At 66.9% G+C, this 24,226-nt stretch carries 19 protein-coding genes; 5 read left to right on the forward strand and 14 right to left on the reverse strand.

Annotated elements, in window-relative coordinates:
- Window positions 1-79 precede the first annotated feature (79 nt).
- On the forward strand, window positions 80-1,879 hold the full coding sequence (locus NQ034_RS10180; protein ID WP_257048675.1) for an acetyl/propionyl/methylcrotonyl-CoA carboxylase subunit alpha: 1,800 nt from the start codon (window positions 80-82) through the stop codon (window positions 1,877-1,879).
- Between the two features lie 81 nt (window positions 1,880-1,960).
- On the opposite strand, the gene NQ034_RS10185 is transcribed toward NQ034_RS10180, so the two are convergent.
- Window positions 1,961-3,394, reverse strand: a complete 1,434-nt coding sequence (locus NQ034_RS10185) for an NAD(P)H-quinone dehydrogenase (RefSeq protein ID WP_257048676.1) — start codon at window positions 3,392-3,394, stop codon at window positions 1,961-1,963.
- 37 nt (window positions 3,395-3,431) lie between these two features.
- Complete coding sequence (locus NQ034_RS10190) at window positions 3,432-4,001, reverse strand: gamma carbonic anhydrase family protein (protein WP_257048677.1); 570 nt, start codon at window positions 3,999-4,001, stop codon at window positions 3,432-3,434.
- Between the two features lie 203 nt (window positions 4,002-4,204).
- Between NQ034_RS10190 and NQ034_RS10195 the strand changes: the two genes are divergently transcribed.
- Window positions 4,205-4,453, forward strand: a complete 249-nt coding sequence (locus NQ034_RS10195; protein ID WP_257048678.1) for a WhiB family transcriptional regulator — start codon at window positions 4,205-4,207, stop codon at window positions 4,451-4,453.
- Between the two features lie 110 nt (window positions 4,454-4,563).
- Here the strand turns inward: NQ034_RS10195 and NQ034_RS10200 are convergent, their stop codons facing one another.
- From NQ034_RS10200 to NQ034_RS10220, 5 genes are read right to left on the reverse strand one after another with little or no spacing between them, the layout of a single operon-like run.
- Window positions 4,564-6,054 (reverse strand): sensor histidine kinase, encoded by a 1,491-nt coding sequence (locus NQ034_RS10200; RefSeq protein ID WP_257048679.1) that lies wholly within the window; start codon window positions 6,052-6,054, stop codon window positions 4,564-4,566.
- On the reverse strand, window positions 6,051-10,937 hold the full coding sequence (locus NQ034_RS10205; RefSeq protein ID WP_257048680.1) for an NAD-glutamate dehydrogenase: 4,887 nt from the start codon (window positions 10,935-10,937) through the stop codon (window positions 6,051-6,053). The genes NQ034_RS10200 and NQ034_RS10205 overlap by 4 nt, the downstream gene beginning before the upstream one ends.
- A gap of 46 nt (window positions 10,938-10,983) precedes the next feature.
- Complete coding sequence (locus tag NQ034_RS10210) at window positions 10,984-11,478, reverse strand: DUF6912 family protein (RefSeq protein WP_257048681.1); 495 nt, start codon at window positions 11,476-11,478, stop codon at window positions 10,984-10,986.
- Between the two features lie 23 nt (window positions 11,479-11,501).
- Window positions 11,502-12,737 (reverse strand): CpaE/TadZ family protein, encoded by a 1,236-nt coding sequence (locus NQ034_RS10215; protein WP_257048682.1) that lies wholly within the window; start codon window positions 12,735-12,737, stop codon window positions 11,502-11,504.
- The gene (locus NQ034_RS10220; protein WP_257048684.1) at window positions 12,734-13,318 is read right to left on the reverse strand and encodes an SAF domain-containing protein; all 585 of its coding nucleotides are present in this window, start codon (window positions 13,316-13,318) and stop codon (window positions 12,734-12,736) included. The genes NQ034_RS10215 and NQ034_RS10220 overlap by 4 nt, the downstream gene beginning before the upstream one ends.
- Before the next feature lie 180 nt (window positions 13,319-13,498).
- Here NQ034_RS10220 and NQ034_RS10225 point away from each other — a divergent pair, with 180 nt between their 5' ends.
- On the forward strand, window positions 13,499-13,720 hold the full coding sequence (locus NQ034_RS10225; protein WP_257048685.1) for a helix-turn-helix domain-containing protein: 222 nt from the start codon (window positions 13,499-13,501) through the stop codon (window positions 13,718-13,720).
- Between the two features lie 2 nt (window positions 13,721-13,722).
- Here the strand turns inward: NQ034_RS10225 and NQ034_RS10230 are convergent, their stop codons facing one another.
- Window positions 13,723-14,238, reverse strand: a complete 516-nt coding sequence (locus NQ034_RS10230; protein ID WP_257048686.1) for a hypothetical protein — start codon at window positions 14,236-14,238, stop codon at window positions 13,723-13,725.
- Window positions 14,239-14,360: 122 nt separating this feature from the next.
- Between NQ034_RS10230 and NQ034_RS10235 the strand changes: the two genes are divergently transcribed.
- A complete protein-coding gene (locus tag NQ034_RS10235) occupies window positions 14,361-15,149 on the forward strand; it encodes a LysM peptidoglycan-binding domain-containing protein (protein WP_257048687.1) in 789 nt (262 codons plus the stop codon).
- Complete coding sequence (locus NQ034_RS10240) at window positions 15,146-15,604, forward strand: Rv3235 family protein (RefSeq protein ID WP_257048688.1); 459 nt, start codon at window positions 15,146-15,148, stop codon at window positions 15,602-15,604. Before NQ034_RS10235 ends, NQ034_RS10240 begins: the two co-directional genes overlap by 4 nt.
- Before the next feature lie 13 nt (window positions 15,605-15,617).
- Here NQ034_RS10240 and secA read toward each other — a convergent pair whose 3' ends face one another.
- From secA to mtrA, 6 genes are all read right to left on the reverse strand, one after another.
- Window positions 15,618-18,308 (reverse strand): preprotein translocase subunit SecA, encoded by a 2,691-nt coding sequence (secA, locus tag NQ034_RS10245; RefSeq protein ID WP_257048689.1) that lies wholly within the window; start codon window positions 18,306-18,308, stop codon window positions 15,618-15,620.
- 188 nt (window positions 18,309-18,496) lie between these two features.
- Entirely contained in the window at window positions 18,497-19,147 is a 651-nt protein-coding gene (hpf, locus tag NQ034_RS10250) for a ribosome hibernation-promoting factor, HPF/YfiA family (protein ID WP_257048690.1), read from the reverse strand.
- A 91-nt stretch (window positions 19,148-19,238) separates the two neighbouring features.
- Window positions 19,239-19,937: a ComF family protein gene (locus tag NQ034_RS10255; protein WP_257048691.1), complete on the reverse strand. Its 699-nt coding sequence runs from the start codon at window positions 19,935-19,937 to the stop codon at window positions 19,239-19,241.
- A gap of 123 nt (window positions 19,938-20,060) precedes the next feature.
- Window positions 20,061-21,776 (reverse strand): LpqB family beta-propeller domain-containing protein, encoded by a 1,716-nt coding sequence (locus tag NQ034_RS10260; protein WP_257048692.1) that lies wholly within the window; start codon window positions 21,774-21,776, stop codon window positions 20,061-20,063.
- Entirely contained in the window at window positions 21,773-23,527 is a 1,755-nt protein-coding gene (gene mtrB, locus NQ034_RS10265; protein WP_257048693.1) for an MtrAB system histidine kinase MtrB, read from the reverse strand. The genes NQ034_RS10260 and mtrB overlap by 4 nt, the downstream gene beginning before the upstream one ends.
- Window positions 23,524-24,204: an MtrAB system response regulator MtrA gene (gene mtrA / locus NQ034_RS10270; RefSeq protein ID WP_257048695.1), complete on the reverse strand. Its 681-nt coding sequence runs from the start codon at window positions 24,202-24,204 to the stop codon at window positions 23,524-23,526. Before mtrA ends, mtrB begins: the two co-directional genes overlap by 4 nt.
- Window positions 24,205-24,226 lie beyond the last annotated feature (22 nt).

Below are 24,226 nucleotides of genomic sequence, written 5' to 3' on the forward strand. Positions count from 1 at the left end.
CCTTTTGTCGGGTGGCGACAAGGCCTTGGACCGAGGAACTACATTGTGGTCGTTCCCACTCATCGGTTCAGGAGTTTTGATGGTCGACTTACAGGACTACTCGACGGACGTCATCCGACGCCCCTTCACCAGGGTGCTCATCGCCAACCGCGGCGAGATCGCACTGCGCGTGATTCGCGCCTGCCACGATCTGGGCCTCAAGGCGATCGCCCTCTACACCTCCGCCGACGCCGCCGCCGATTACGTCGAGCTGGCCGATGATGCCTGGTTGCTGCCCGGCACCACAGCCGCCGAAACCTACCTCGACATCCCCACCCTGGTCGATCTGGCCCAGCGCGCGGGCGCCGAGGCCGTCCATCCCGGCTACGGCTATCTCTCCGAAAGCCCCGACTTCGCCCAGGCCGTCATCGACGCCGACCTCGTGTGGGTCGGTCCGCCGCCGGCTGCCATCGCCCGCCTCGGCGACAAGTCCGGCGCCAGGGCCGTGGCCCAGCGGGTGGGAGCGCCCATCACACGGGGCTCCGACGGTCCCGTCGCATCGGCCGCCGAAGCGCTCTCCATCGCCGAGCGGATCGGTTATCCGGTCGCGGTCAAAGCCGTCTACGGCGGAGGTGGCAGAGGTTTCCGCACGGCGGCCTCGGCCGCCGAACTGCCCGAGGCGCTGGCCAGCGCAGCCCGCGAGGCCAAATCCGCCTTCGGGCGCTCCGAATGCCTCATCGAGCAGCAAATCGTCAAGCCCCGCCACGTCGAAACCCAGTGCATGGCCGATGGGACCGGCCGGGTGCTCGTCGCCTCGACCCGTGACTGCACCCTGCAGCGACGCAACCAGAAGGTGCTCGAGGAGGCCCCGGCCCCGCACCTGAGTTCCGAACAGCTGGACACGATCACGCGGGCCTCTCAGAGGATCCTCGCGGAGGTCGGATATGCGGGCGCCGCCACCTGCGAATTCCTCTTGGGCTCCGACGGCCGCCTGACCTTCATGGAGGCCAACGCCCGGATCCAGGTCGAGCACACCGTAACCGAGGAGGTCACCGGCGTCGACCTCGTGACCTGGCAGCTGCGAATCGCCGCCGGCCAGACCCTGCCGGAAACCTTCCCAACGCCCCGCGGACACGCGATCCAATTCCGCATCAACGCCGAGAACCCCGCCCAGAACTTCTTCCCGGCCACCGGCACCATCTCCCGCCTGCGCGAGCCTGCCGGGCCCGGGGTACGGATGGATTCCGGGGTGCGCCAGGGCACCGTCGTCGGCACCGACTTCGATCCCATGCTCGCCAAGCTCATCGTCACCGGGCCCGACCGGGCGACCGCCCTGGCCAGGGCCCGCCGGGCCCTGGCCGAGTACGCACTCGACGGGGTGGCCACGCTCCTGCCCCTGCACCGGGCTCTGCTCGAGGCGCCGGCCTTCACCACCGACTTCACGGTTGACACGAAATGGCTGGAGACCGACTTCATGCCCGGCTTCACCGCCGACAAGGTCGCACCGGGCACCGCGGCGCCGGCCGACGAGACTACCGACGTGGTCGTCGAGGTCGACGGGCACCGGCTGACCGTCAAGGTCCCCAGTGCTCTGCTGACATCTGTGTCCGGCACTACGGTTCCCGCCCGCCCCACCGGACTGGGTGGCTCCCGGCTGCGCCGACGCGGCTCGAACCGGACCGACGATGCGAGCGCCCTCACCGCTCCGATGCAGGGCACGATCGTCTCCGTCAACGTCACCGACGGCGATACCGTGTCCGCGGGAGACACCCTGGCGGTGATCGAGGCCATGAAGATGGAACAGCCGCTGAAGGCCACGCACGACGCCGTCGTGGCCAGCGTCGGAGTCTCCTCCGGAGACACCGTGAAAGCAGGCACCCCCATCGTCACCTTCGCCTGAGCAGAACACACAAAGCGGCCGGGGCCGGGGATGATCGTTCATCCCCCGCCCCGGCCGCGTTCTACGCCTTTGTTCTCCTGCTCAGCCGCGGTGGTGCAGTTTGCGCGCGGCCTCGGTCAGGGAACCCGACAGCGAGGGGTACACGGCGAACGAGGAGGCCAGCCGGTCGACGTTGATCCGGTTCTCCACCGCCAGGGTCAGGGGCATGATGAGCTCACTGGCCTTGGGACCCACCACGACGCCGCCGACGATCGTGCCTGATCCACGGTTCGCGTAGATCTTGACGAAGCCCTCGTCGATTCCCTGCATCTTCGCCCTGGCGTTCGTGGCAAGCGGCTGCATGACCACCTCGACCGAGTGCCCGTTGTCGCGCAGATCCGCCTGGGTGAACCCGACGGTCGCGATCTCCGGGGCGGTGAACACATTCGAGGTGACATTGCGCAGTTTCAACGGGGCCACGGCATCACCGAGCGCGTGCCACATCGCAATGCGCCCCTGCATCGCGGCCACCGATGCCAGGGGGAATACCGGCGTACAGTCGCCGGCGGCGTAGATCCCCTGCCGCGAGGTCCGGGAAACCCCGTCGACGACCACATGGCCGGAGGGTTCGACACTCACGCCTGCGCGCTCCAGACCCAGGTCCGCGGTATTGGGGATCGAACCGACCGCCATCAGGCAGTGAGAACCGCGCACCTTGCGCCCATCGGCCAATTCGACCAGTACCCCATCGCCGTCGCGCACGACGGACTGGGCCCGCGAGCGGGAGAGCACGTGCATGCCGCGCCGGCGGAAGGCCTGTTCCAGGACCTCGGCCGCGTCCTCGTCCGTGCCGGGCAGCACCCTGTCACGGCTGGACACCAGTGTGACCTCGGCGCCCAGGGCGTTGTAGGCGGAGGCGAATTCCGCACCCGTGACGCCGGAGCCGACCACGATGAGGTGTTCGGGCAGTTCGTCGAGGTCGTACAGCTGCTTCCACGTCAGGATCCGTTCGCCATCTGGCTTCGCGGAGTCCAGTTCGCGGGGGCTGGCCCCCACCGCCAACAGGATGGTGTCGGCCCGCAGGGTGTATTCCGTGCCGGTGTCCTCGACGACGCCCACCTCGTCACGACCGGTCAGGGTACCGGTGCCGTGGATGATCTTGACGCCCGCATTGATCAGCCCCTCCTGGATGTCGGCGGCCTGCGCGGCGGCCAGGTGTTTGATCCTGGCATTCACCACGGCGATGTCCGGGCGCACGTTCATGCTAGGACTGACCGGGGCGTCCGCCACGGTGGGGCCGGAGGAGGTCAGGCCCAGGGTCGCGGATTCGCTGATCTCCACCATGCGCTCGGCGGTGGCGATGAGCGACTTCGAGGGAACCACATCCGTGAGCACCGCCGCACCGCCGGTCTGTCGCCGTTCGACGAGCATGACGTCGGCACCCAGCTGAGCGGCGACGAGAGCGGCCTCATAACCACCGGGTCCGCCACCGATGATGACAACACGATTCTGCGAAGGATCAAGAACGTTATTCACGAATCCATTGTCCTACAGGCGTGCGCATCGGCGCAGTTCAGGTGGTGATAATCTCGCCGTGCTCGCGATGCAGGACGCGGATCTTCTCGTAGTTCTTCGCATTGCCCAGAACCCTGGCGATGTCCTTCTCCCCCATGGCACGGCGGACCTTGGCTGGGACCCCTGCGACCAGCGACTCCGGCGGGATCACCGCGTCCTCGAGCACCACCGCGCCGGCTGCGATGAGGGATCGGGAACCGATGTGTGCCCTATTGAGCACCGTCGCGCTCATCCCGATCAGGACGTCGTCGTCGACCGTGCACCCGTGGACCAGGGCGCGGTGACCGATCGATACCCTGGCCCCGACCGTCACCGGCTTTCCGGGGTCCGAGTGCATGACCGTGTTGTCCTGGACATTCGAGCCCTCGCCGATACTGATCGTCGACCCTTCGGCCCGCAGCACGCACCCATAGTAGACAGCTGCTCCCGCCGCCAACCGGACGTCTCCGATCAGGGTGACTCCGGGAGCCACGAAGGCTTCGGGGTGAATCGTCGGGGCCACGCCGTCGATCGCTATCAGGGTCACATCGGCCAAGTCGCCCGGCCGTCTTTTCGCTCCATTGCTCATAGGGGATACATAAGCAGGGAATGACGTGGAGCACAAGCTTCGAAGTGGATGCGGAGTTTGTCAGAAAGTTCACACAGCCCACCTCTTGTGTGCGTCCGCGCACATGTGTGAACCTTAGGGGGTACGAGATCTGCGGATCATCCCGCAGGTCTCCTGTTTTTGTGGGCGCTAGGGCGCACACAGTCGTTTGATGAAAGGACACCATGGACTGGCGTCATCGTGCCGAATGCCTGAACGAGGACCCCGAACTGTTCTTCCCCATCGGGAACACGGGGCCGGCGCTTCTGCAGATCGAAGAGGCCAAGAGTGTCTGCCGCCGCTGCGAGGTCGCCGAGACCTGCCTGCAGTGGGCTCTGGAGACCGGCCAGGACGCCGGCGTCTGGGGTGGCCTGTCCGAGGACGAGCGCCGCGCCCTCAAGCGCCGCGCTGCACGCGCCCGCCGCGCGGGCTGAGCGCACTCGGCTGGCTACCCGGCGTCTGAGCGCCGAATATATGACTGGGCCCCGTCCATCCGGACGGGGCCCAGTCATATATTCGGCAGGACCGCTGCCGGCCCGCACGCTCAGACGCCGTCGCGCAGCGGCACCTCGATGACCGCCTCGGTCCCCCCGCCGGGGCCCGGCCGCCAGGTGATGTCCCCGGACAGATCGGTCTTGATCAGTGTCTTGACAATCTGCGTGCCCAGGCCGTTGCCGGGCCCCCCACCGGGAGGCAGCCCCACCCCGTCGTCGGAGACCGTGACGGTCAGCTGCTCACCGTGGCGCACCGGCCTGACCACGACCTCGCCGGTGATCGTGTCATCGGGTCCCAGCCCGTCCACCGGAAAGCCGTGTTCGACGGCATTGGCCACCAGTTCGTTGAGCGCCAGAGCCAGAGAGGTGGCATCGGCCGAGGAGATCGAACCGAACGATCCCTCCCTGCGCACGTGCACGCTCGCCTGTGCCGTAGCCAGTTCGGGAGCCATCTGCATGCCCTTGTCGATGATCTCGTCGAAGTCCACGGATGATTCGATGCCCTTGCTCAGCACATCGTGCACCGTGGCGATCATCTGCACCCGGCGCATCGCCTCACCCACCGCGGCCTTGGCCTCGGGGGACTTCAGGCGCCGTTCCTGCAAACGGAGCAGCGCGGAGACGGTCTGCAGGTTGTTCTTCACCCGATGGTGCATCTCGCGGATCATCGCATCGCGACTGAGCAGTTCGCGTTCCCGGCGCCTGACTTCGGAGACGTCGCGGACGAGCAGGATCGCCCCGGTGCGCACTCCGCCGCGTTTGAGTGGAATGGACCGCAGGGACACACTGATCCGGCCCTCTTCGATCTCCGCGCGCCACGGCGCCCGGCCCGTGAGCACCATCGGCAATGCCTCATCGACCTGGCGAACCTGGTCGATCAGCGAATCCACGACCTCGTTGAGGTAGCGCCCCTCGATTTCACCGTCGTGGCCCAGCCGGTGCAGCACCGACATCCCGTTCGGCGAGGCATAGCGAACCCTGCCCTCGCGGTTGAGTACGAGCAGCCCATCGCCCACCCGGGGCTCCCCGCGACGCACCCCCGACGGCACATTCTGCTGGGGGAACTCGCCCTCGGCGATCATCGACAACAGCATCATCGCCGAGGACCGGTAGTTGCGTTCCAACCGTGAGGCGCCGATCCGGCGCCCCTCCTCTGTATGTCGGGTCAGCAGGGCGATCACCTGCCCTGCCCGCACCACCGGGATCGCCTCGGCACCGGCCAGGGCCGGTACCGTGTCGCCCGCAGCGACTATCGCCTTGGCGTCGACCGCCCGCTGCAGGAATCCACGTTCCTCCTCATTGGCCAGCGTGCCGACCTCGTCGTGCGGGTAGACCGTCGAGCCGGTGGTCGGCCGGCAGTGGGCCACCACCCGGAACGCCCCGGCTCGATCGCCTTCCAACAGGGTGGGAACCCACAGCACCAAATCGGCGAATGAGAGATCGGCGATCAGCTGCCAGTCCCCCACCAGGAGGTGGAGCCATTCGACGTCCTCGGGGTCCGTCACCCCCTCCGCTGCCAGTTGATCGGTCAACAGGCTCATTCGCCGGCTCCACTGTTGAACCGGGTCGAGCGGACCAGCGAGCGCATCATCCGCAGCAGGACGGACAGCGGTGCCTGTCCGGCCTGTTCGAGGCCGAGCACTTCATCGGTGGTCGAGCGCACCGCGTCCAGGGCCGTCTGATTCTCCACCTGCCACTGGGCGATCCGCTCATCCGCCCGCTCCTCCGGGGTCGGGTTGGCCGATGTGGTGGTGCCCAGCACCACCAGGGCGATGGAGTGAACGGCCTGGTAGAAGTCATCGCGCAGCGCGCCGCGGGCCAGTGCCGACCAGCGGCTGGACCGGTCCAGCGCGCCGATGCTCACCAGCAGGTCCTGCCCGCGCAACAGGTCCGTCACACCGTAGTAGACCTCGGCCACGTCCCGCGCCTCCAGTCCCGTGCGCTCGGCGACGGTGGCGACATCCAGGAGGGCGAACTCGTCGAGCAGCGAGCCAGTGCGCCAGGCCAGGTCGGCTGGCACACCCGCGGCGATATAGGCCGCCGCCTGCTCTTCGACCGCCGCCCGGTCCGCACCGCGCAGCATCCCCTGCAGCTGGGGCCGCAGGCTGCGGACCACCGGCTGGAGACGCGCGATCTGGGCCGGCACGTCAATGGCCTCCGGAGAGAGGTTGAGCAACCAACGCGAGGCCCGGTCGAGCAGGCGCACGTATTCGTGCACGAGCTTGATCTGCACCTGGCTGGGAACGATATTGTCCAGGGCCGAGATCGTATCAAAGTGTTCGTCGAGGTCGAAGATCTCACTGACCGCTGCGAAGGTCCGCGCGATCTGCGGGATCTTGGCCCCCGTCTCCTCGATGATCCGGAAGATGTAGGTCAGGCCCGAGCGGTCGACCATCCGATTGACCAGGTGGGCCGTGGCGATCTCGCGGCGCAGCGGGTGTCCTGCCAGATCGGCCGCGTCGACGTCGAGGCCACTGGGGAAGTACGCTGCCAGGTCACCGGCCATGAACGACTCATCGGGCACCGTCGATTCCAGCAGGCTGGAGGCCGCGTGCATCTTCACATATGCCAGCAGTACCGCAAGCTCCGGCGAGACGTAACCGCCGCCGGATTCCCTGCGCCGGCTCATCGTCTTGGCGTCGGGGAGGAACTCCACTGCCGAGTCCAGGCCGGCGTGTTCCTCCAGGAACCGCTGCAATCGGATCAGCGCCCCGGTCATCGTGCGAGCCTCGTCGCGCCCTTCGCCCAACACCGCGTTCTGACTGTAGTTGTTCGCCAGCACCAGATCGGCGACTTCTCCGGTCTGGTCCAGCAACAGGGCCTCGCGCTGCTCCGGCCGGTACTTCCCGGCCCTGATCAGCCCGTCGATGAGCAGCTTGATGTTGACCTCGTGGTCGGAGGTATCGACACCCGCCGAGTTGTCCACGGCGTCGGTGTTGATCCGCACGCCGTGCAGTGCGGCCTCGATCCGGCCCAACTGGGTCGCCCCGAGATTGCCTCCCTCGCCCACCACGCGGGCCCGCAGCTGCGCTCCGGTGACCCGGATGTCCTCATTCGCCTTATCGCCGACCGCAGCATCGGATTCCCCCGTGGCCTTGATATAGGTCCCGATGCCACCGTTGTACAGCAGATCGACCGGCGCCTTGAGGATCCCGGAGATCAATTCCCCTGGGGTATAGCGGCCGGGGGCCAGGCCCAGGGCCGCGGCCGCCTCCGTACTCAACAGCACCGACTTGGCCGTGCGGGAGTAGACGCCACCGCCGGCCGACAGCAGGGACTTGTCGTAGTCCTGCCAGCTGGAGCGCGGCAGTTCGAACAACCGTTTGCGCTCGTCGAAGGCCGCCAGGGGCTCCGGGTCCGGATCGATGAAGATATCGCGATGGTCGAAGGCCGCGATCAGCCTGGTGTGCCGACTGCGCAGCATGCCGTTGCCGAACACATCGCCGCTCATATCGCCTATGCCCACCGCGGTGAAGTCCTCGCGGGATGTGTCCACGCCCAATTCGCGGAAGTGCCGCTCCACCGACTTCCACGCGCCGCGCGAGGTGATTCCCATGGCCTTGTGGTCGTAGCCGACCGAACCGCCCGAGGCGAAGGCGTCGCCCAGCCAGAAGCCGCGGGAGATCGCCAGTCCGTTGGCGATATCGCTGAAGCGCGCAGTGCCCTTGTCAGCGGCCACCACCAGATAGGTGTCGTCACCGTCATAGCGCACAACCGAGTCCGGGTGCTCCACGGTCTGCCCCGCCGGCCCCTGCACCAGGTTGTCAGTCAGGTCCAGCAGCGCCCCGATGAATTTCTCATAGGCGTGCTGCCCGGCCGCCGCCCAGGCGCTGCGGTCCACCGTCGGGTCCGGCAGGTATTTGGGCACGAAACCGCCCTTGGCACCGGTGGGCACGATCAGGGCGTTCTTGACCATCTGCGCCTTGACCAGGCCCAAGATCTCCGTGCGGAAATCGTCTGGCCGGTCCGACCAGCGCAGGCCGCCGCGTGCTACCTTGCCGAAGCGCAGATGCACGCCCTCGACCTCCGGCGAGTACACCCAGACCTCGATCGCCGGACGCGGCTTCGGCGCGAACGACAGCTCGGTCGGATGAAGTTTGAAGGCCAGTGTCTGTGGCAGGGTGTCGGGCCCGGCTGTGAAGGCATTGGTCCTGACCAGGGCGCGGATGAGCATGCGCATGGCCCTGACCAGGCGATCTGCGTCGAGCGTGGCGACCTGTGCCAGGCTCGCCTCGATGCGCTCTTCGGCCTCCGCCACCAGGCGCTCGCGCTCGGCGGAGTCGATCGCGGGATCGAACCGGCGGGTGAACAACGTGACGAGCAGGCCGGCCAGTTCCGGATGGGCGGTGAAAATGCCGGCCATGGTGCGTTCGCGCAGGGCCAGCCCGGCCTGGCGTAGATAGGCGCCCAGCGCCTGCAGTACCGTCAGTTCCGTCCAGCTCAGGCCCGCGATGATGAGGCTGTCGAGTGAACTCGTCTCCCGCAGCCCCCTCCACCCTGCGGCGAAGGCGCTCTCGATCCGAGCGAAGTCCTCGCGATCGACCGGTCGTGAGAACTCCAGGCCGAAGTCGTAGATGTAACGCTGAGTGCCGTCGGCCAGATCGATCCGATACGGCCTCTCGTCGAGGATCTGCGCGCCCAGATTCGACAGGTGCGGCACGATTGCCGACAGGCCGGCCGGGGCCAGACGGTACAGGGCAAGGCGCAGATGGTGCTCATCGGTACCCGGTTCCCGGTGCAGCATCACCCGCGGGGCCAGGTCCGTCACCAGGGTGTCGAACCGATCCACATCGGCCAGGGCCTGTTCCGGCGTCTGGTGCTCCCGGTAATCCGCAGGGAAGGCGTGTGCCCACAGCCTGGCACGCTCCGAGGCCGCTTGGGACAGCTTCTCGTCCGATGGCGCCAGCAGTTCCTCCAGGTCCTCGGACCAGGATCTCACGGCCGATTTGATGCGTTCGGCCACCACCTCCGGCGAGATGTCCGGCAGCATCTCATCGCGGCCGACCCGGGCGACGAAGTGCAGACGCGCCAGAATCGAGTCCGACAGCAGCACGTCGAAGTCGACGCTGTCCGCCCGGTACAGATCGCGCAGGACCGCCTCGACCCGCAGGCGCGAGGCCGTGTCATAGAGGTCGCGGGGGACGTAGACCAGGACGGAGACATAGCGTTCATAGGTATCGCGGCGAATGAAGACCGAGGACTCGCGCTTCTCCTGCAAGTCGATGACGGTCAAGACGATGTCGAGCACGTCCTGCGGTTCGGCTTGGAGCATATCGTCACGGGGGAACGATTCGAGGGCGCCCAGCAGTTCGGTCCCGGAATGGGAATCGCGCAGCAGCCCCGAGTGCTGCATGATCCAGGAGACCTTGGCGCGCAGCACCGGTACGTCCAGCACCGAGGCGTTGTACATGGGCGCGGTGTACAGGCCGACGAAACGACGCTCCCCGACGATCTCCCCTGCTTCGTCGAAGACCTTCACGCCCAGGTAGTCCATGAACCCGCGGCGAATGATCTGCGAACGGGAATTCGCCTTCGTCAGGACCAGCACGTGTGGGTCCCTGGCATGGGAGGAGACCGACTTCGACAGAGGCGAGACGGTGGTGTCGCGCAGGGCGCTGATGCCCAGTGCAGTGCCCTCGACGGGCTCCAGCCGGGTACTGCCCCCGGCTTCGACCAGGCGGTACTCGCGGTAGCCCATGAAGGCGAAGCGGCCGTCGATCCAGTCGAGGAAGTCGGCGGATTCGATGGCCTCGGCCGCCAGCTCGGGACGCGGGGCGCGCTCGCGCAGGTCAGCGGCCTGGGTATGGGCGCGCTCCGCCATCGCGGCCTCATCGGCCGCCGCTGCGCGGATCACCGCGATGATGTGCTCGAGCGCGCCGGCCAGCCCGTCGAAGGATTCCGGTGCGATTCTGTCGATGTCGATCAGCAGCCATGACTCGCGCCGCGGGATGCGGGCCTCTGGACTGTCCACCTCGGCCAGGGTCGGCAGGGCCTGCGTATCGGTGTGCAACAGACCCTTGCGGGCGACCGTGAATTGCTCGGGCGAAGCGGAGTCGCGCAGGGTGATGAGGGTGGGATGGTGCACCCGGCGGATCACATATCCGGTGGAGCTCAGCGCCGCGGTGACTGACGAGACGAGGTAGCGCACATCGGTGACCACGATCGCGATCCTGGTGTGGTTTCCCGTGTAGTCCGCATCGCCCGGTTCCGGATTGTGCAGTGACACAACCGGTGCGGTGCCGGTGAAACGCCGGGCCGTGCGCAGGTGATCCCAGGCGCAGCCGGCCATGGCCTTGGCGCCCAGGGCCTCGAATTCGTACCTGTCGATGCGGGGATAGTATTCGCGCAGGAAATCCTCCGGGGGTTCCTCCCCTGTGATCTCCTGCCATGCGGTCGCGAGCTGGGCCTGGTAGACCTCTGCCACTTCTTCTCCTCTATGGATCGGATTGTTCATCGTCGTTGATGTCCTCTCACTCTATCCCCGCGCAGGCCGCGGCGGGCCCCTGGGACGATGAGTCGATGAGCAGGGGGATCTCCGCGGCGTCATACCACAGCAGATCCGCGGACAACAACGTCTGAGCCGCCGTTTGAGCGTCCTGGCCGGCCACCGCGTCGATGGTCGCGGCCTCGTCCATATGGGCCGAGACGATCCGCGCGGATTCGATTCCGGGCAGGGCGTACGTCACGACGCCGGGATAGACACCCAGGGGCCGGTCCGCCGGCCGCACGCCCGCGTCCAGGGCGAGGATCACCCGCGGCTCTCCGGTGGTCAGTGCCGGATCCACGGCCTGGGCCGCCGCGACCTCGAAGGCGGTCCATTCCGCCTCCTCCCGCGCCTCGCCGCGCAGGCCGGTGTCCGCCGGCGCGAAGACCGTCACGGATGTGGTGGGCAGGGTTTCCCAGGCGGCTGCGAGGGCGCCGAGCGTGGTGGGAAGATAGCAGCGAATCGCTTCGGTCACGGGCATGCCCCCATTGTGTCAGAGGGATGTCACAAACGTGCTACGCGGCGCCGTCGGCCCCTGCCCTTTCGCACACCCCGCAGGCTGCGCCGCCGGGTGGCCGGGCGCGGCAGGCCGGGCATTTCGGTCAGCAGCGCGTCGATCGCCTCGACGAATGCGCTGTGCGGCGCCGCTTCGCCGATGCTGCGCCCGGCCAGCAGCGCCCGGTCCAGGTCCTCCCCCGCGGCAGGGAGGAAGCAGTATTGTCGAACACCGACGAACCGACTCAGGGTTGCGGATACGACGGACTGCGGATCGGGGCCGACGGCGGACTCCCTGACCTTGTTGACCACGATGGTCGCCCTGTCCGTCAGCTGTGCGAAGTCATCGGAGGTGACGAGATTGACCAGCCGGAGCAGCCCCAGCGGGTCGGCATTGCCGAGCACGAGGACGTGGTCGGCCGCGGCCAACACCGCCCGGGTGGCACCGTGGCGGTCGGAGTGCGGGTCGAACTCCTCCCCGTCGAGCCGGTCGGAGACGTCCACGACGGTCACCGCGGCGTGCGCGCGCAGTTCCTCGAGTACTTCTCCCAGCACGCCCGGTCCGACCTCCTGCCATCTGTCCGCCCGGCTCATCCCGGTGATCAGGCGCAGCCCGGGGGCCACACTGCTCAGCTGGGCGGAGACGGCCTCGGGAGCTGGTCGCCCGGAGCGCATCAACCGGCACAGTGCCGCGATCTGCGGAGCCTCGTCGAGCACCCCGAACAGGACCGCCTGGCTGGCCGCCACCGTGTCCGCATCGCACAGCACTGTCTCCCCGACCAAGGACAGGCGCTGCGCCAGAGCGGCGGCCACGGTCGACCGCCCCGGCGCCCCGGCAGTACCCCAGACCGCGATGATCGTACCCGTGCGCCGCGCCTCGGCCGGCTTTTGCGCCGGCCGCGGCGGAGCCACCACGCTGGCGGCGCTCGAACGGATCCGCGCCGCCAGGTCTGCGACGGGCAGGTCGAGCCCGGCCACCGGCAGGTCCCACCCCCGGAAATCGGCCTCCTGACCCATGGCCAGGATGTGCACCCCCGTGTGTTTGAGCCCGCGCACGACATCGGCGTCGAGACCGGGGAAATAACGTCCCAACAGCACGACTTGGCCCTCGCCGGCCGCTGCCAGGGCCAGGAGCTCGGCCTCATCTGCGGGACGAGCGATGACGGTCAGATCGGGCACCTCGCCCAGGCGTGCGACGACCCCCGCCTCGAACTCGGCATCGAGGGCGACGATGAGCCCGATCATGGCATCGCCTCTGTGGTGGCGGCCGGCACCGAGACCGCAGAGATCCGGTGGCCGGACGCCTGGGCGGCCAGGATCTGGGATAGTTTGTCCGTGGGCACGAAAACCTCCAGCCTGGCACCGGAGGCCTGCGCGAAGCCACCGGCCGAATGGTCTGCGTTGACCACGTCGATGCCGGAGAGAATCTCCTTCGGCTCGACCGTCTCCGCATCGGAATCGGCTGCCCAGATGTCCACTCTGCTGCCGGCCGTCACCGCCTGCGGCAGACTTTCGGACAGGTCGAGGCTCAACAGCCGGCCCTGCAACTGCTCCTGTGAGCCGAGCTGGCCCGCGGGAACCAGCTCGCCCGCTCCCACCGATCTCAGGACCGTGGAGCCGATGGGTGCGGCATCGTGCGCCGACAGATAGGCCCCGGCGTTGCCCGGCAGGCTGACCTCTGTAGCGGTCAGATCGCCTTCGGCGAGCACAGCGCCGGGGACCAGAACGTGTGCGGCGGCCCAGACCCGCGTCGTCTGCGCCGCCTGTCTGACGATGAACCAGGTGCCCAGCACGCTGGCCAGGACCAGGACCACGCCAATCAGCACACGGGGATCGCGGAGTCGGGGTCGAGAAAAACGGGGAGTTCCATGGGAAGCCACGATCTTTCCTTTCATCTTACTGTGGATAGTGGTTAAATGTAACAAACAGCGTTATTCGATAATGTCAGTCGGCAAAGGAACTTTCATTGCGAGTTGCGCGTATCCTAGTGAATGGAGGGGTCCCCCATGGTGGTTGAAACACGCTTCCTGCCGCTGACCGATGTCGCGGAGGTACTCAACGTCTCCGCCGCCCAGGCCAGGGCACTGGTCCGATCCGGAGAACTGCGGGCCATCAAAGTCGGCGGCCGCGGACAGTGGCGGGTGGAGAAGACGGAGCTCGAGGACTACATCCAGCGGATGTACCGGGAGACCCGCTCCGCAATCGAATCGGGGGCAGCGGACCTGTAGGCTCACAGCAGTTCCTGGACGAAATCAACTGCGGGCAGCGGGATCACCTGATGGTGATCCGCTGCCCGCAGTTGCATATAGTCCCCGCCCACCGCAGCGATCCTCCCCTCGACCACCAGTCCGCCGACCAGGGCGATGCGCACCGGAACACGGCGTCGGCTCAATTCCCGCAACGGTGAGGCAAGGGACAACGCACTCAACAGATCCGCCGGTACCCGACCCCGGACCGGCACCCGCAACAGCTGCACCGCGCGCAGCGCGACGAGCAGGCGTGCGGGCGTCTCCAGCGCCAGCCACCCCTCCCCCTGATCGACGAGTGAGCCTGTGAACACATGGCCCTGCACGGTGACTTCGATCCGGGTGCCCAGCAGTCCGGCCACTCGCTCGACCAGACCATGATCCGCATACGACTCGTGCATCAGGTCCGGCACCTGGGCCAGACGGTCGGAACGCTCTTCAGCGTCGATACGGGCCTCGAGATCCGCGAAAACGCGCTCGAAGCGGTTCAACTCGTCCATGTGTTCATCTTGCTATACCGAACGTGTGATGACAAGCACATGACTTCCAAAAAATCTATTGACACTGTTTGATGCTGTTTGCAATAGTTATGGCAATTGAAAACCCCTTGCTAGGAGTAGCCATGCGACGACTGCTGACATGCTCGATCGTTCTGCTTCCGCTCGTTCCACAGGCGATTCTGTTTAACCTTGCGCCCGGGCTGATAGACGAGTTGCGGTCCGGCGATATCGCCGCAGGCCTCGTGCTCGTCCTCTCCGGCCTGGGCTGCCTCTACGTCCTCACCATCCAGCTGGCCCTGTGCCTAGCCGGCCTGGCCCGGCTGACCGACGTCCTGCACCTGCCCGGTGCGCCGACGCTGCGCAGGGCCGCCTGCACCCTGAGTCCCAGAATCGCCCGCGTCGCCCTCGCCGGCGCGCTGGGGACGGGACTCGGTGCGGCAGCCCTGCCGGCTCAGGCCGCGATGCAGACGGAACCCGACTCGCCCGTGCCCAGTGCCGGCTCGCCCGGCTGGCCCACCTCCCGGACCGATCCGGGCTGGCCAACCACGGCGGCGCCACAACGGCCGGAGAACACCGCCACCGGCTCGTCGTCACCGCCGCGCGCAGAGTCGACTGCAGAGTCACCTATTCCGCCGCGGGACCGGCCGAAGAATGCTCAGGGCCCTCTCCCCGACGCGCCGCAGAGCTCCCCGGCCGCCCCGGAACGGACCTCCCAGCATGCAATCGTCACCGTCGTCCGCGGGGACAACCTCTGGTCGATAGCACGCGCGCAGCTGAGCGCCCAAGGAACCGAACACCCCACGACGGCTCGGCTAGCGAAGCAGGTCGATCACATCTACAGCCACAATAAGAGCCTTATCGGCTCCAACCCCAACCTCATCATGCCCGGTCTTCGATTGGAGATGCCATGACCATCCAGCTCGACGGAGTCCAGGACCTGCCCCGCCTGCGCGGCCCCCGGCCGGCACCGTCCCGCCGTCGCCCGGCTCCACCACCGGTGGCCCAGCCGGCGGAACCGCGTGCCCCGATCGACTCCGAACTCGTGGCCCGTACCGCCCGATCACTGGCGATCGCCGCCCTCGAGGTCTCCTGTGGACTACGCCGGCCTGCCACCATCGCCCGCTGGGTCGACCCCGAACTGTTCGCCCGACTGTGCCGGCAAGCGGCGCTGCGCGAACGCCTAGTGGGATCCGGTGGACCCGCCACCCGGGTCCTCGGAGCCGGAGTCCCCCGGATCTGTAGACTCTCACAGACCGTGGCCGAGGCCGCGCTGGTGGTCGCGACCTCCCGCCGTCATCGCGCACTCGCCCTACGGCTGGAGCTGATCGCCGACCGCTGGATCGCCACTGCCTTCTCCGGCCTGTGAGGACGCGGGTGCGCTACTTGCGCTTCTTGGCGGCCCGGCGTTCCGCCCTGTTCTGCGGAGCCTGCTGCGTCTCATCGTCTTCGGAGGACTCGACCGCATCACCATCGGGCCCCGAGAGCAGCAGCGGCTGCTGCTTGCGCTCGAGCTCGGCCGCACCCACCTCATAGGTGTCGTCACTGGGGTCGTCCAGATCCTCACCCGGGTCCACGGTCACCGTGACCTCCAGCTTGTTGGTCATCCGCACGACGTCCTCCTTGATGCCGTCCTGCATCGCGGTGAACATCTCGAAGCCCTCGCGCTGGTATTCGACCAGGGGGTCGCGCTGGGCCATGGCACGTAGACCGATGCCATTCTTCAGGTAGTCCATTTCGTAGAGGTGGTCCCGCCAGCGCTTGTCGATCACCGACAGCATGACACGGCGCTCCAGTTCGCGCATCGCTCCGTCGCCCAGGGCAGCCTCACGTTTGTCGTACGCCAGGTCGGCGTCCGACCCGATCTCCTTGACCAGCTTGTCCCGGCTCAGATTCGCCTTGGAACCGACATCGGCGATCAGGTCGTTTTCATCGATACTGGGATCGTAGAGATCCGACAGCGCGGTGAACAGTTCGTCGATCTGCCAGGACTCGGCCGGTCCGTGGGTCGCCGCGGTGATGTACGACTCGATGACCTCCGTACGGAAGGCCGCAACCTGGTCCTTCATATCCTCACCGTCGAGCACCTTGCGGCGTTCGGCGTAGATGAGTTCGCGCTGGCGGTTGAGCACGTCATCGTACTTCAGGACGTTCTTGCGCTGCTCGGCGTTGCGCTGTTCGATCTGGGACTGCGCTGAGAGGATGGCGCGGGAGACCATCTTCGATTCCAGGGGCACATCATCGGGAACATTGGCGGTCGCCAGGATGCGTTCGGCCGCGCCGGAACCGAACAGCCGCATCAGATCGTCGGTCAGCGACAGGTAGAACCGGGATTCGCCGGGGTCGCCCTGACGCCCGGAGCGGCCGCGCAGCTGATTGTCGATACGACGCGACTCATGGCGCTCGGTGCCCAGAACGTACAGGCCGCCCGCCGCACGGACGTCCTCGGCCTCGGTCTCGACGGTTGCCTCTGCAGCGGCCAGGACCTCCGGCCAGACCTCCTCGTAGCGCTCGGAATCCTCCTGCGGATCCAGGCCGCGCGACTGCATTTCGGCCACCGCGATGAATTCCGCGTTGCCTCCGAGCATGATGTCGGTACCACGGCCGGCCATGTTCGTCGCAACGGTCACCGCGCCCGCACGGCCGGCGAGTGCCACGATTGCGGCCTCGCGCGCATGGTTCTTCGCATTGAGAACCTCGTGCGCAATGCCCCGCTTGGCCAGCTGCTGGGATAGGTACTCGCTCTTCTCCACGCTGGTCGTACCCACCAGAACCGGCTGACCGGATTCGTGGCGTTCGGCGATGTCCTCGACGACCGCGTCGAATTTCGCCACTTCGTTCTTGTACACGAAATCCGCCTGGTCGATGCGCCGCATCGGCTTGTTCGTGGGGATCGGCACCACACCCAGCTTGTAGGTGGACATGAACTCGGCGGCCTCGGTCTCCGCCGTGCCGGTCATGCCGGAGAGCTTGCCGTAGAGGCGGAAGTAATTCTGCAGGGTAACGGTCGCCAGGGTCTGGTTCTCCGCCTGGACCTCGACGCCCTCCTTGGCCTCGATCGCCTGGTGCAGGCCCTCGTTGTACCGTCGGCCCTTGAGGATGCGGCCTGTGTGCTCATCGACGATGAGCACCTCTCCGTCGAGCACGACATAGTCCTTATCGCGCTTGAACAGCTCCTTGGCCCGGATCGCGTTGTTCAGGAAGCCGATCAGCGCGGTGTTCTCCGGATCGTACAGATTGGCGATGCCCAGGTAGTTCTCGACGCGTTCGATCCCCGGTTCCAGCACACCGACCGTGCGCTTCTTCTCGTCGACTTCGTAGTCGCGTTCGTCCTTGAGCCGCTTGACCACATTCGCGAACTCTCCGTACCAGCGGTTGGCATCGCCGTCTGCGGGACCCGAGATGATCAAGGGAGTCCTGGCCTCGTCGATGAGGATCGAGTCGACCTCGTCGACGATGGCGAAATTGTGCCCGCGCTGAACCATCTCCTCGGGCGACCAGGCCATATTGTCACGCAGGTAGTCGAAGCCGAATTCGTTGTTCGTGCCGTAGGTGATGTCCGCGGCGTACTGCTTGCGCCGCTGGTCCGGGCTCATCGAGGACAGGATGCAGCCGGTGGTCATGCCCAGGAAGCGGAAGACACGACCCATGATCTCCGACTGGTAGCCGGCCAGGAAGTCGTTGACCGTGACGATGTGCACGCCCTTGCCGGCCAGGGCGTTGAGATAGGCCGGGGCAGTGGCGACCAGGGTCTTGCCCTCACCGGTCTTCATCTCGGCGATATTGCCCAGGTGCAGGGCGGCCCCGCCCATCAGCTGAACGTCGAAGTGACGCATTCCAACAGTGCGCGCCGAGGCCTCGCGGACCGCGGCGAAGGCCTCCGGCAGCAACGAGTCCAGGGACTCCCCATCCGCGATCCTCTCGCGGAACCGATCGGTCTCCTCGCGCAGTTCCGCATCCGTCATGCCCTCGAATTCGTTTGACAGGGCGTTGATCGCATCGGCATAGTTGCGCAGCTTCTTCAGCGTGCGTCCTTCGCCCATGCGAAGCACCTTTTCGAGGATATTGGCCACGGTTCTCCTTGTTACATCACTCAGGTCTTCTGTCCATCCCGGCTCCGCCGGTTCTCCAAGGCACTACTCTAACGCGTCGCACCTGAGTGTTGCCTCACTCGCCCACCGCTTGGCCGCACACACGCAGGCGCCCCGCCTCCTGTTCAGGAGGCGGGGCGCCGTGGCGATTCCGATTTCCGGAACCCGGATCAGTCGGCTGCGACCAGCGATTCGTCGAGGGCGATCACACCATAACTCCAGCCGCGCCGCCGATAGACGACCGATGGCTTCTGCGTGTGCACGTCGATGAAGAGGTAGAAGTCGTGACCGACCATCTCCATTCGGTTGAGGGCCTCGTCGATCGCGATCGGGGCGGCGGGGAAGGTCTTCTCGCGCAGCACCACGGGCGATTGGCCCTCTGCCGGCACCCGGCCACCCGTCTGGTCGACGGTCGCCTCGTCGAGGCCGGTGTCGTCCCTCTGGTCGAGCAGGGGTTCTTTGACCTCCAGCCGGCTCAGTGCCTCCGCTGTGGATTCCGCCCTGTGCTTGCCCTGGCGCGAGACCTTCTGGCGGTCGCGGGCCCGGCGCAGGCGCTCGAGCAGTTTCGCCCAGGCCAGGTCGAGGGCTGCGTACTTATCGGAGGCGCAGGCCTCGGCGCGCAGCACCGGGCCCTTGGCAACGACGGTGATCTCGACACGTTCCGAGGTCTCCGGATGCTTCACATTGCCGTCGTGGGTGAGAACCACTTCGACCCGCAGAGCGCGCGGGGCGAGCTGTTCTACCTTGGATACCTTGTCCTCGACATGAGCCCGGAAACTGTCCGAGACGTTCAGGTGACGACCCTTGACCACGATGTCCATGCTGTTTCTCCTTTGATCCCTGAGGGATTGGCGACCCCGCCTTGGGCGGCATCGGGATGATCCGCGATCCGTTCCGTTCGGGGTGTCTCCATTACATACCAGCCGCGGTATCCCGGTGTGCGGCATCGCCGGTAATTGCCAAAACCGCAATGGAATCAACCTGGATTTGCACACGCCCGAGCGCGCGGGCCGCTTCGGCCAGGGTCGCTCCGGTCGTACAGATATCGTCGACGAGGACGACGACCGGCCGCAGCGCGACGAGCCGTCTGGCAGCGGCCGGATCGGCCACTGCGTGTGTGCCGCGGACATTCGCCCGCCGGCCCCTGCTGCCCTGGCCCACTTGATCGCGGTGGGCGCCTCTGACCCGCAGCAGCTCGCCCACCCGGGCGTCCAGCCCGTCCGCACCCAGCAGACGGCAGGCCGCCCCGGCCAAGGCCGCAACGTGGTTGCCCCCGCGTTCGCGCGCGCTCCTGGCACTTGCCGGGACCGGCACCAGCACCAGGCCGCGCGCCGGCTCGACGCCTGCTGACTCCGCCAGCGCCGCCACGATCGTGCGCGCCAGTACGAGGCCCAGCACGGGAAGGACATCGCGCCTGTCACGGGCCTTGTACGACACCAGGACCTCACGCAGCACTCCCGTGTATTCTCCCGCCCCACAGACACGCTGTGTCCCATAGCGGGGCAGGCTCCAGCGGGGCGGGCTATCCAGATGGCTCAGACACACCCCGCACAGGCTCACGGTCTCCGCCCCGCAGCCCGCACAGGTCGGCGGCAGGAGGAGTTCGGCCAATTCGCTCCACAGTCCCACCCGACCAGCATGATCGGCCCAGGACGCACCCACAAGCCCCTGGCCCGGCTGTGACCGGCGGTCACCCGGCTGTGGAGCGCCTGTGCAGCAGTCCCGCGGGCAGGCTCAGCCGGGGAACGCCGGCTCATAGGACTTGATGCCGACGAGCTTCTGCCAGGCGCCCCCCTGATAGCTGTACACGTCGCCGGCTCTGGTGCCGATGCGCATCGAGCGCAGGTCCGTGCCCGCACTGATCGAAGTGCCCTCGGACACCGAGCCACGTGCGGCGAACATTCCGGAGGACGACAGGGTGTAGGGCTGCAGATCCCCACCGGACTCCAGTGCGGCCAATGCCACAAGCGTGTCGGTACCGGCCCAGGACACATCGCGCAGGTCGGAGAACGACTCGCCCGCCGACAACGGCGCGTCCCCGGACAACTCCCGCGGAGCCTGATCCGAATCACGGACGATGCCGATATAGTCCAGGCGGCTGTCCGCCTTCGAGCCGGTCGATAGGACGACCAACCTGGACCCGTCCCGCGAGACCCGCACCGCCGTCACGGTCCGCTTGGACAGGAAACCGGCCTTGAGCGTCTTCATCTCCCCGTCGGGCCCGACCACCTTGAGCCGGCCCGTGTCCGACTCGGCCGTGTAGAGCCAACCGAATCGATCGAAGCTGGGGGCCGCCAGTGAGCTTCCCCTGACGACCACTGTGTCCTTCCGGCCCCCCACGGTCATCCGATGAAGTTCGCGCTCTCCCGCGGCCAGGTATGCGAAGACCCGGCCGGTGTAGTCCCTGGCCGGATTCCCAGCGCCCTTCTTCGGTGCGGGCAGAGGCAGAGACGAGGTCCGGTCCCCGCCCAGTTCCACCAACCGTCCGTCCTGCAGGACGACGGGCCTGCCGGGTACCTCGACCTCGGTGTTGGGCAGATTCGCGGTATCCACGTCCTCGGGCATCCCCGCACCCGTCACCGTCACATCGCGCACCGAGGGCATCGACTGCAATGACAGCGCCACGGTCTTGGCCAGGCGCTCGGCATCGCGCGCGCTCAACTGAGGGTCCCCGGACAGTTCGACCGCGGCGTCTCCGTCGGAGACGCTCAGGGATCCCACTCCCAGCTTGCCGCGCCCCGAGCCCACGGCGGGCACGACGGCGCCCTTGAGATAGTCGGCGGGACCCGCCAATAGATCGGCCACCAGTTCCCGGCCGGCCGAGCCACTGCGCAGGTACCAGCGGGTGTCGGGTACCGCATATTTGAAGTCGGGGGTGTAGTAATACAGGGAATGGGCCTGGAACATGCTGGAGAAGTTCGCCGGAGTCACCACGATGCCCGCCGGCATTTTGGAGATCCGCCATTCCCCATTGACCTGCCGCAGGGTGAACTTCACCGTGCGCTCCGAGTCGGCGGCGGCTTCCCGGTAGACCCGTGTCGAATCGATATGGGCCTGCACCGGCAGGGTCAGACTGACGGTCTGCGAATCGCTGGTCACCTCGGAGTTGATGGAGTCGAGGCTGTGGCCCGATTTGAGGACCCAGACGGACTCCAGGGGTTCCCAGGAAGCCGCCAGATCGTCGGTCAGGAAAGACCTGGCCACGGCGAAGTTCGAGGCCGAACCGGTGCCGGCGGCCAGGAATCCACGCACGATCTGGTCCTGGCTGGCCCCTGTCACGGGGCCGTCGGGATCGATTCTGACCTGACCCGGTTCGCTGGAATCAACGTCGATCTGCCCGATCGGACCCGAGCGCGGAATCGAAATACAACCCGTGAGCAGCAGGAGTAGGCACAGAGCGCCGGCAAGCGCTGCGGGCACCCGCGTGCGCCCTGCCCGGGTAGCACTCATGACCGGTCTCCTTCCGCCGCGGGCGGGGTGCCCGGGGCCTGATCGAGTTCGACGACGATGGGGATGCTGCCGGTCTGCACGCGCACCGACCCATCGCTGGTGGCAGGTCCCGCAACGAGTGCCGCACCGCTGATGAGGGCGTCGGCAGGGGGCAGCGGCAACGGCGAGGACACGATGTCCTCCCCCTGCCTACGGGGCACGGTCAACCGGAAGCAGGACCCCTCCCCGACTCTGCCCCAGGCCTGGAGCCAGCCGTTGTGCAGGTGCGCGTCCTCCAGTGAAATCGCCAGGCCCAGCCCGGAGCCGCCCAGGGTGCGTTTGCGCGATGGATCGGCGCGCCAGAACCGGTCGAACACGTGCTGGACCTGTTCGTCGTTGAGGCCCACGCCGTGGTCGCGGACGCTCACGGCCACCGCCTCCGCATTGGATCCGACATAGACCTCGATCGGATTGCCCTCCCCGTGTTCGATGGCGTTGACGACCAGGTTGCGCACGACCCGGGTGACACGGATCCGGTCGATCTGGGCCATCACCGGTTGGCTGGGCGCGCGCAGGCCCAGCTGCGAACCACTGCGCGCTGCCAGCACCCCTACCGATTCGACGACGCCGCGGACCACATCGGTCAGATCCGCCGAAGTCGTGTTCAGAGCGGCGGCGCCGGCATCGTAGCGCGAGATCTCCAACAGATCGGCCAGGAGGTCCTCGAAGCGGGCGACCTGGCTTTCGAGCAGCTCGGCCGAGCGTCGGGTCGCCTCGTCGAAGGTGTCGCGATCGTCGTAGATCATGTCCGCGGCGATCCGGATCGTGGTCAACGGGGTGCGCAGCTCATGAGAGACGTCGGAGACGAACTGCTGTTGCAGGGTCGTCAATTGTTCCATGCGCAGGATCTGGTCCTGCAGCGATTCGGCCATATCGTTGAAGCTCTGGGCCAGGGTAGAGATCTCATCATGGCCGATCACCGGCATACGCTGGTCGAGGTCGCCGTCGGCGATCCGGCGGGCCACATCCGCGCCCTGCCGTACCGGTGTGACGACCATCCGGGTGACGACCCAGGAGATGGCGCCGACCAGGACCACCAGGACCAGGGCCGCTACCAGCAGAGCGCGCTGGACGAACTCCAGGGTGTTCTGCTCGTCCTGCAGGTCGGCCACCACGTAGAGTTCGAACTGGCCGGCGGCGGGAATCATCACCTTCTGCGCGATGACCAGGCCGGGCGAGCGTTCGGCGCCTGGCAGCGCGATCGGCTGGTAGAGCTGCTGGCCGTCGGTCGAATCGTACACTCTGCTGCGGAAGTCCCCCGGCAGATCGGCCGTGCGCACCGGCTCCTCGCCATAGGGCGAGGTGGAGATCGATTCGACGCCGTCATCGCGCCTGCCCACGGGTTCCAGATTGATCGAGCGCAGTGCCATCGGCGAGCGCGAGACCATCGAGCGCAGCTGGGTGTTGAGACTGTCGAGCAACTGATCCGTATCGTCGATGCCCGACAGGGCCCCCAGTTCCTGACCGTAGCCGACGGTCTGCGCGGAGGCCGAGCTGAGCTTCGCCTCGTAGAGTCCGCGCGCGATCTGCTTGGACATGTACGTCCCAACGCCGAAGATCGCGATGATCGTCAACACGCTGGTCAACACGACGATGCGCAGCTGCAGGGATCTGGCGAACACCCCGGCGATGCGCTTATAGGAGCGGACCAGCCTTTGGCGCGTTTCGCGCAGACCACCCCGCCCGGCGCCACCGTCGTGGGCCCGGCTCACGCGGAATGACCGGCCTTGTAGCCCACACCGCGCACCGTGACGACGATATCCGGCTTCTCCGGATCACGTTCGATCTTGGCCCGCAGGCGCTGCACGTGGACGTTGACCAGGCGGGTGTCCGCCGCATGGCGGTAACCCCAAACCTCTTCGAGCAGTTGTTCACGGGAGAACACCTGCCAGGGCTTGCGCGCCAGGGCCACCAGCAGATCGAATTCCAGCGGGGTCAGCGAAACGGGCTTGCCCGCGCGCGTGACGTTGTGCCCCGGCACGTCGATCATCACGTCGGCGACGTGTAGGACCTCGGGCGCAGCCGGCTCGCTCATCCGCAGCCGGGCACGGACCCTGGCCACCAGTTCCTTGGGCTTGAAGGGTTTCGCGACGTAGTCGTCGGCGCCCGATTCGAGCCCTGCGACAACATCGACGGTATCCGATTTGGCAGTCAACATGATGATGGGGACACCGGATTCCGCCCTGATCTCCCGACACACCTCAAGCCCGTCCTTGCCCGGTAACATCAGGTCGAGCAGGATGAGGTCGGGCTGGTTCCTGTGAAAGGCATCGAGGGCGCCATCGCCCGAGGCCCAGAAAGAGGGTTCGAAACCCTCACTCTGCAACACGATGCCGATCATTTCCGCCAGGGCGGTGTCGTCGTCGATCACGAGAATCCGGTCATTCATACCCTTATTGTCCAACATCCCG

This window comes from Brevibacterium moorei (assembly GCF_024580735.1).
GTDB classification, from domain to species: domain Bacteria; phylum Actinomycetota; class Actinomycetes; order Actinomycetales; family Brevibacteriaceae; genus Brevibacterium; species Brevibacterium moorei.

Excerpts from the sequence above, each read along its gene's own strand:
- NQ034_RS10215 (WP_257048682.1), bottom strand. The coding sequence starts at position 12,737 with ATGATCGGGCTCATCGTCGCCCTCGATGCCGAGTTCGAGGCGGGGGTC.
- NQ034_RS10240 (WP_257048688.1), top strand. The coding sequence starts at position 15,146 with ATGACCATCCAGCTCGACGGAGTCCAGGACCTGCCCCGCCTGCGCGGC.
- mtrA (WP_257048695.1), bottom strand. The coding sequence starts at position 24,204 with ATGAATGACCGGATTCTCGTGATCGACGACGACACCGCCCTGGCGGAA.
- NQ034_RS10200 (WP_257048679.1), bottom strand. The coding sequence starts at position 6,054 with ATGAGCCTGTTGACCGATCAACTGGCAGCGGAGGGGGTGACGGACCCC.
- NQ034_RS10260 (WP_257048692.1), bottom strand. The coding sequence starts at position 21,776 with ATGAGTGCTACCCGGGCAGGGCGCACGCGGGTGCCCGCAGCGCTTGCC.
- NQ034_RS10190 (WP_257048677.1), bottom strand. The coding sequence starts at position 4,001 with ATGAGCAATGGAGCGAAAAGACGGCCGGGCGACTTGGCCGATGTGACC.
- NQ034_RS10225 (WP_257048685.1), top strand. The coding sequence starts at position 13,499 with ATGGTGGTTGAAACACGCTTCCTGCCGCTGACCGATGTCGCGGAGGTA.
- hpf (WP_257048690.1), bottom strand. The coding sequence starts at position 19,147 with ATGGACATCGTGGTCAAGGGTCGTCACCTGAACGTCTCGGACAGTTTC.
- NQ034_RS10210 (WP_257048681.1), bottom strand. The coding sequence starts at position 11,478 with ATGCCCGTGACCGAAGCGATTCGCTGCTATCTTCCCACCACGCTCGGC.
- NQ034_RS10230 (WP_257048686.1), bottom strand. The coding sequence starts at position 14,238 with ATGGACGAGTTGAACCGCTTCGAGCGCGTTTTCGCGGATCTCGAGGCC.
- NQ034_RS10195 (WP_257048678.1), top strand. The coding sequence starts at position 4,205 with ATGGACTGGCGTCATCGTGCCGAATGCCTGAACGAGGACCCCGAACTG.
- NQ034_RS10180 (WP_257048675.1), top strand. The coding sequence starts at position 80 with ATGGTCGACTTACAGGACTACTCGACGGACGTCATCCGACGCCCCTTC.
- NQ034_RS10235 (WP_257048687.1), top strand. The coding sequence starts at position 14,361 with ATGCGACGACTGCTGACATGCTCGATCGTTCTGCTTCCGCTCGTTCCA.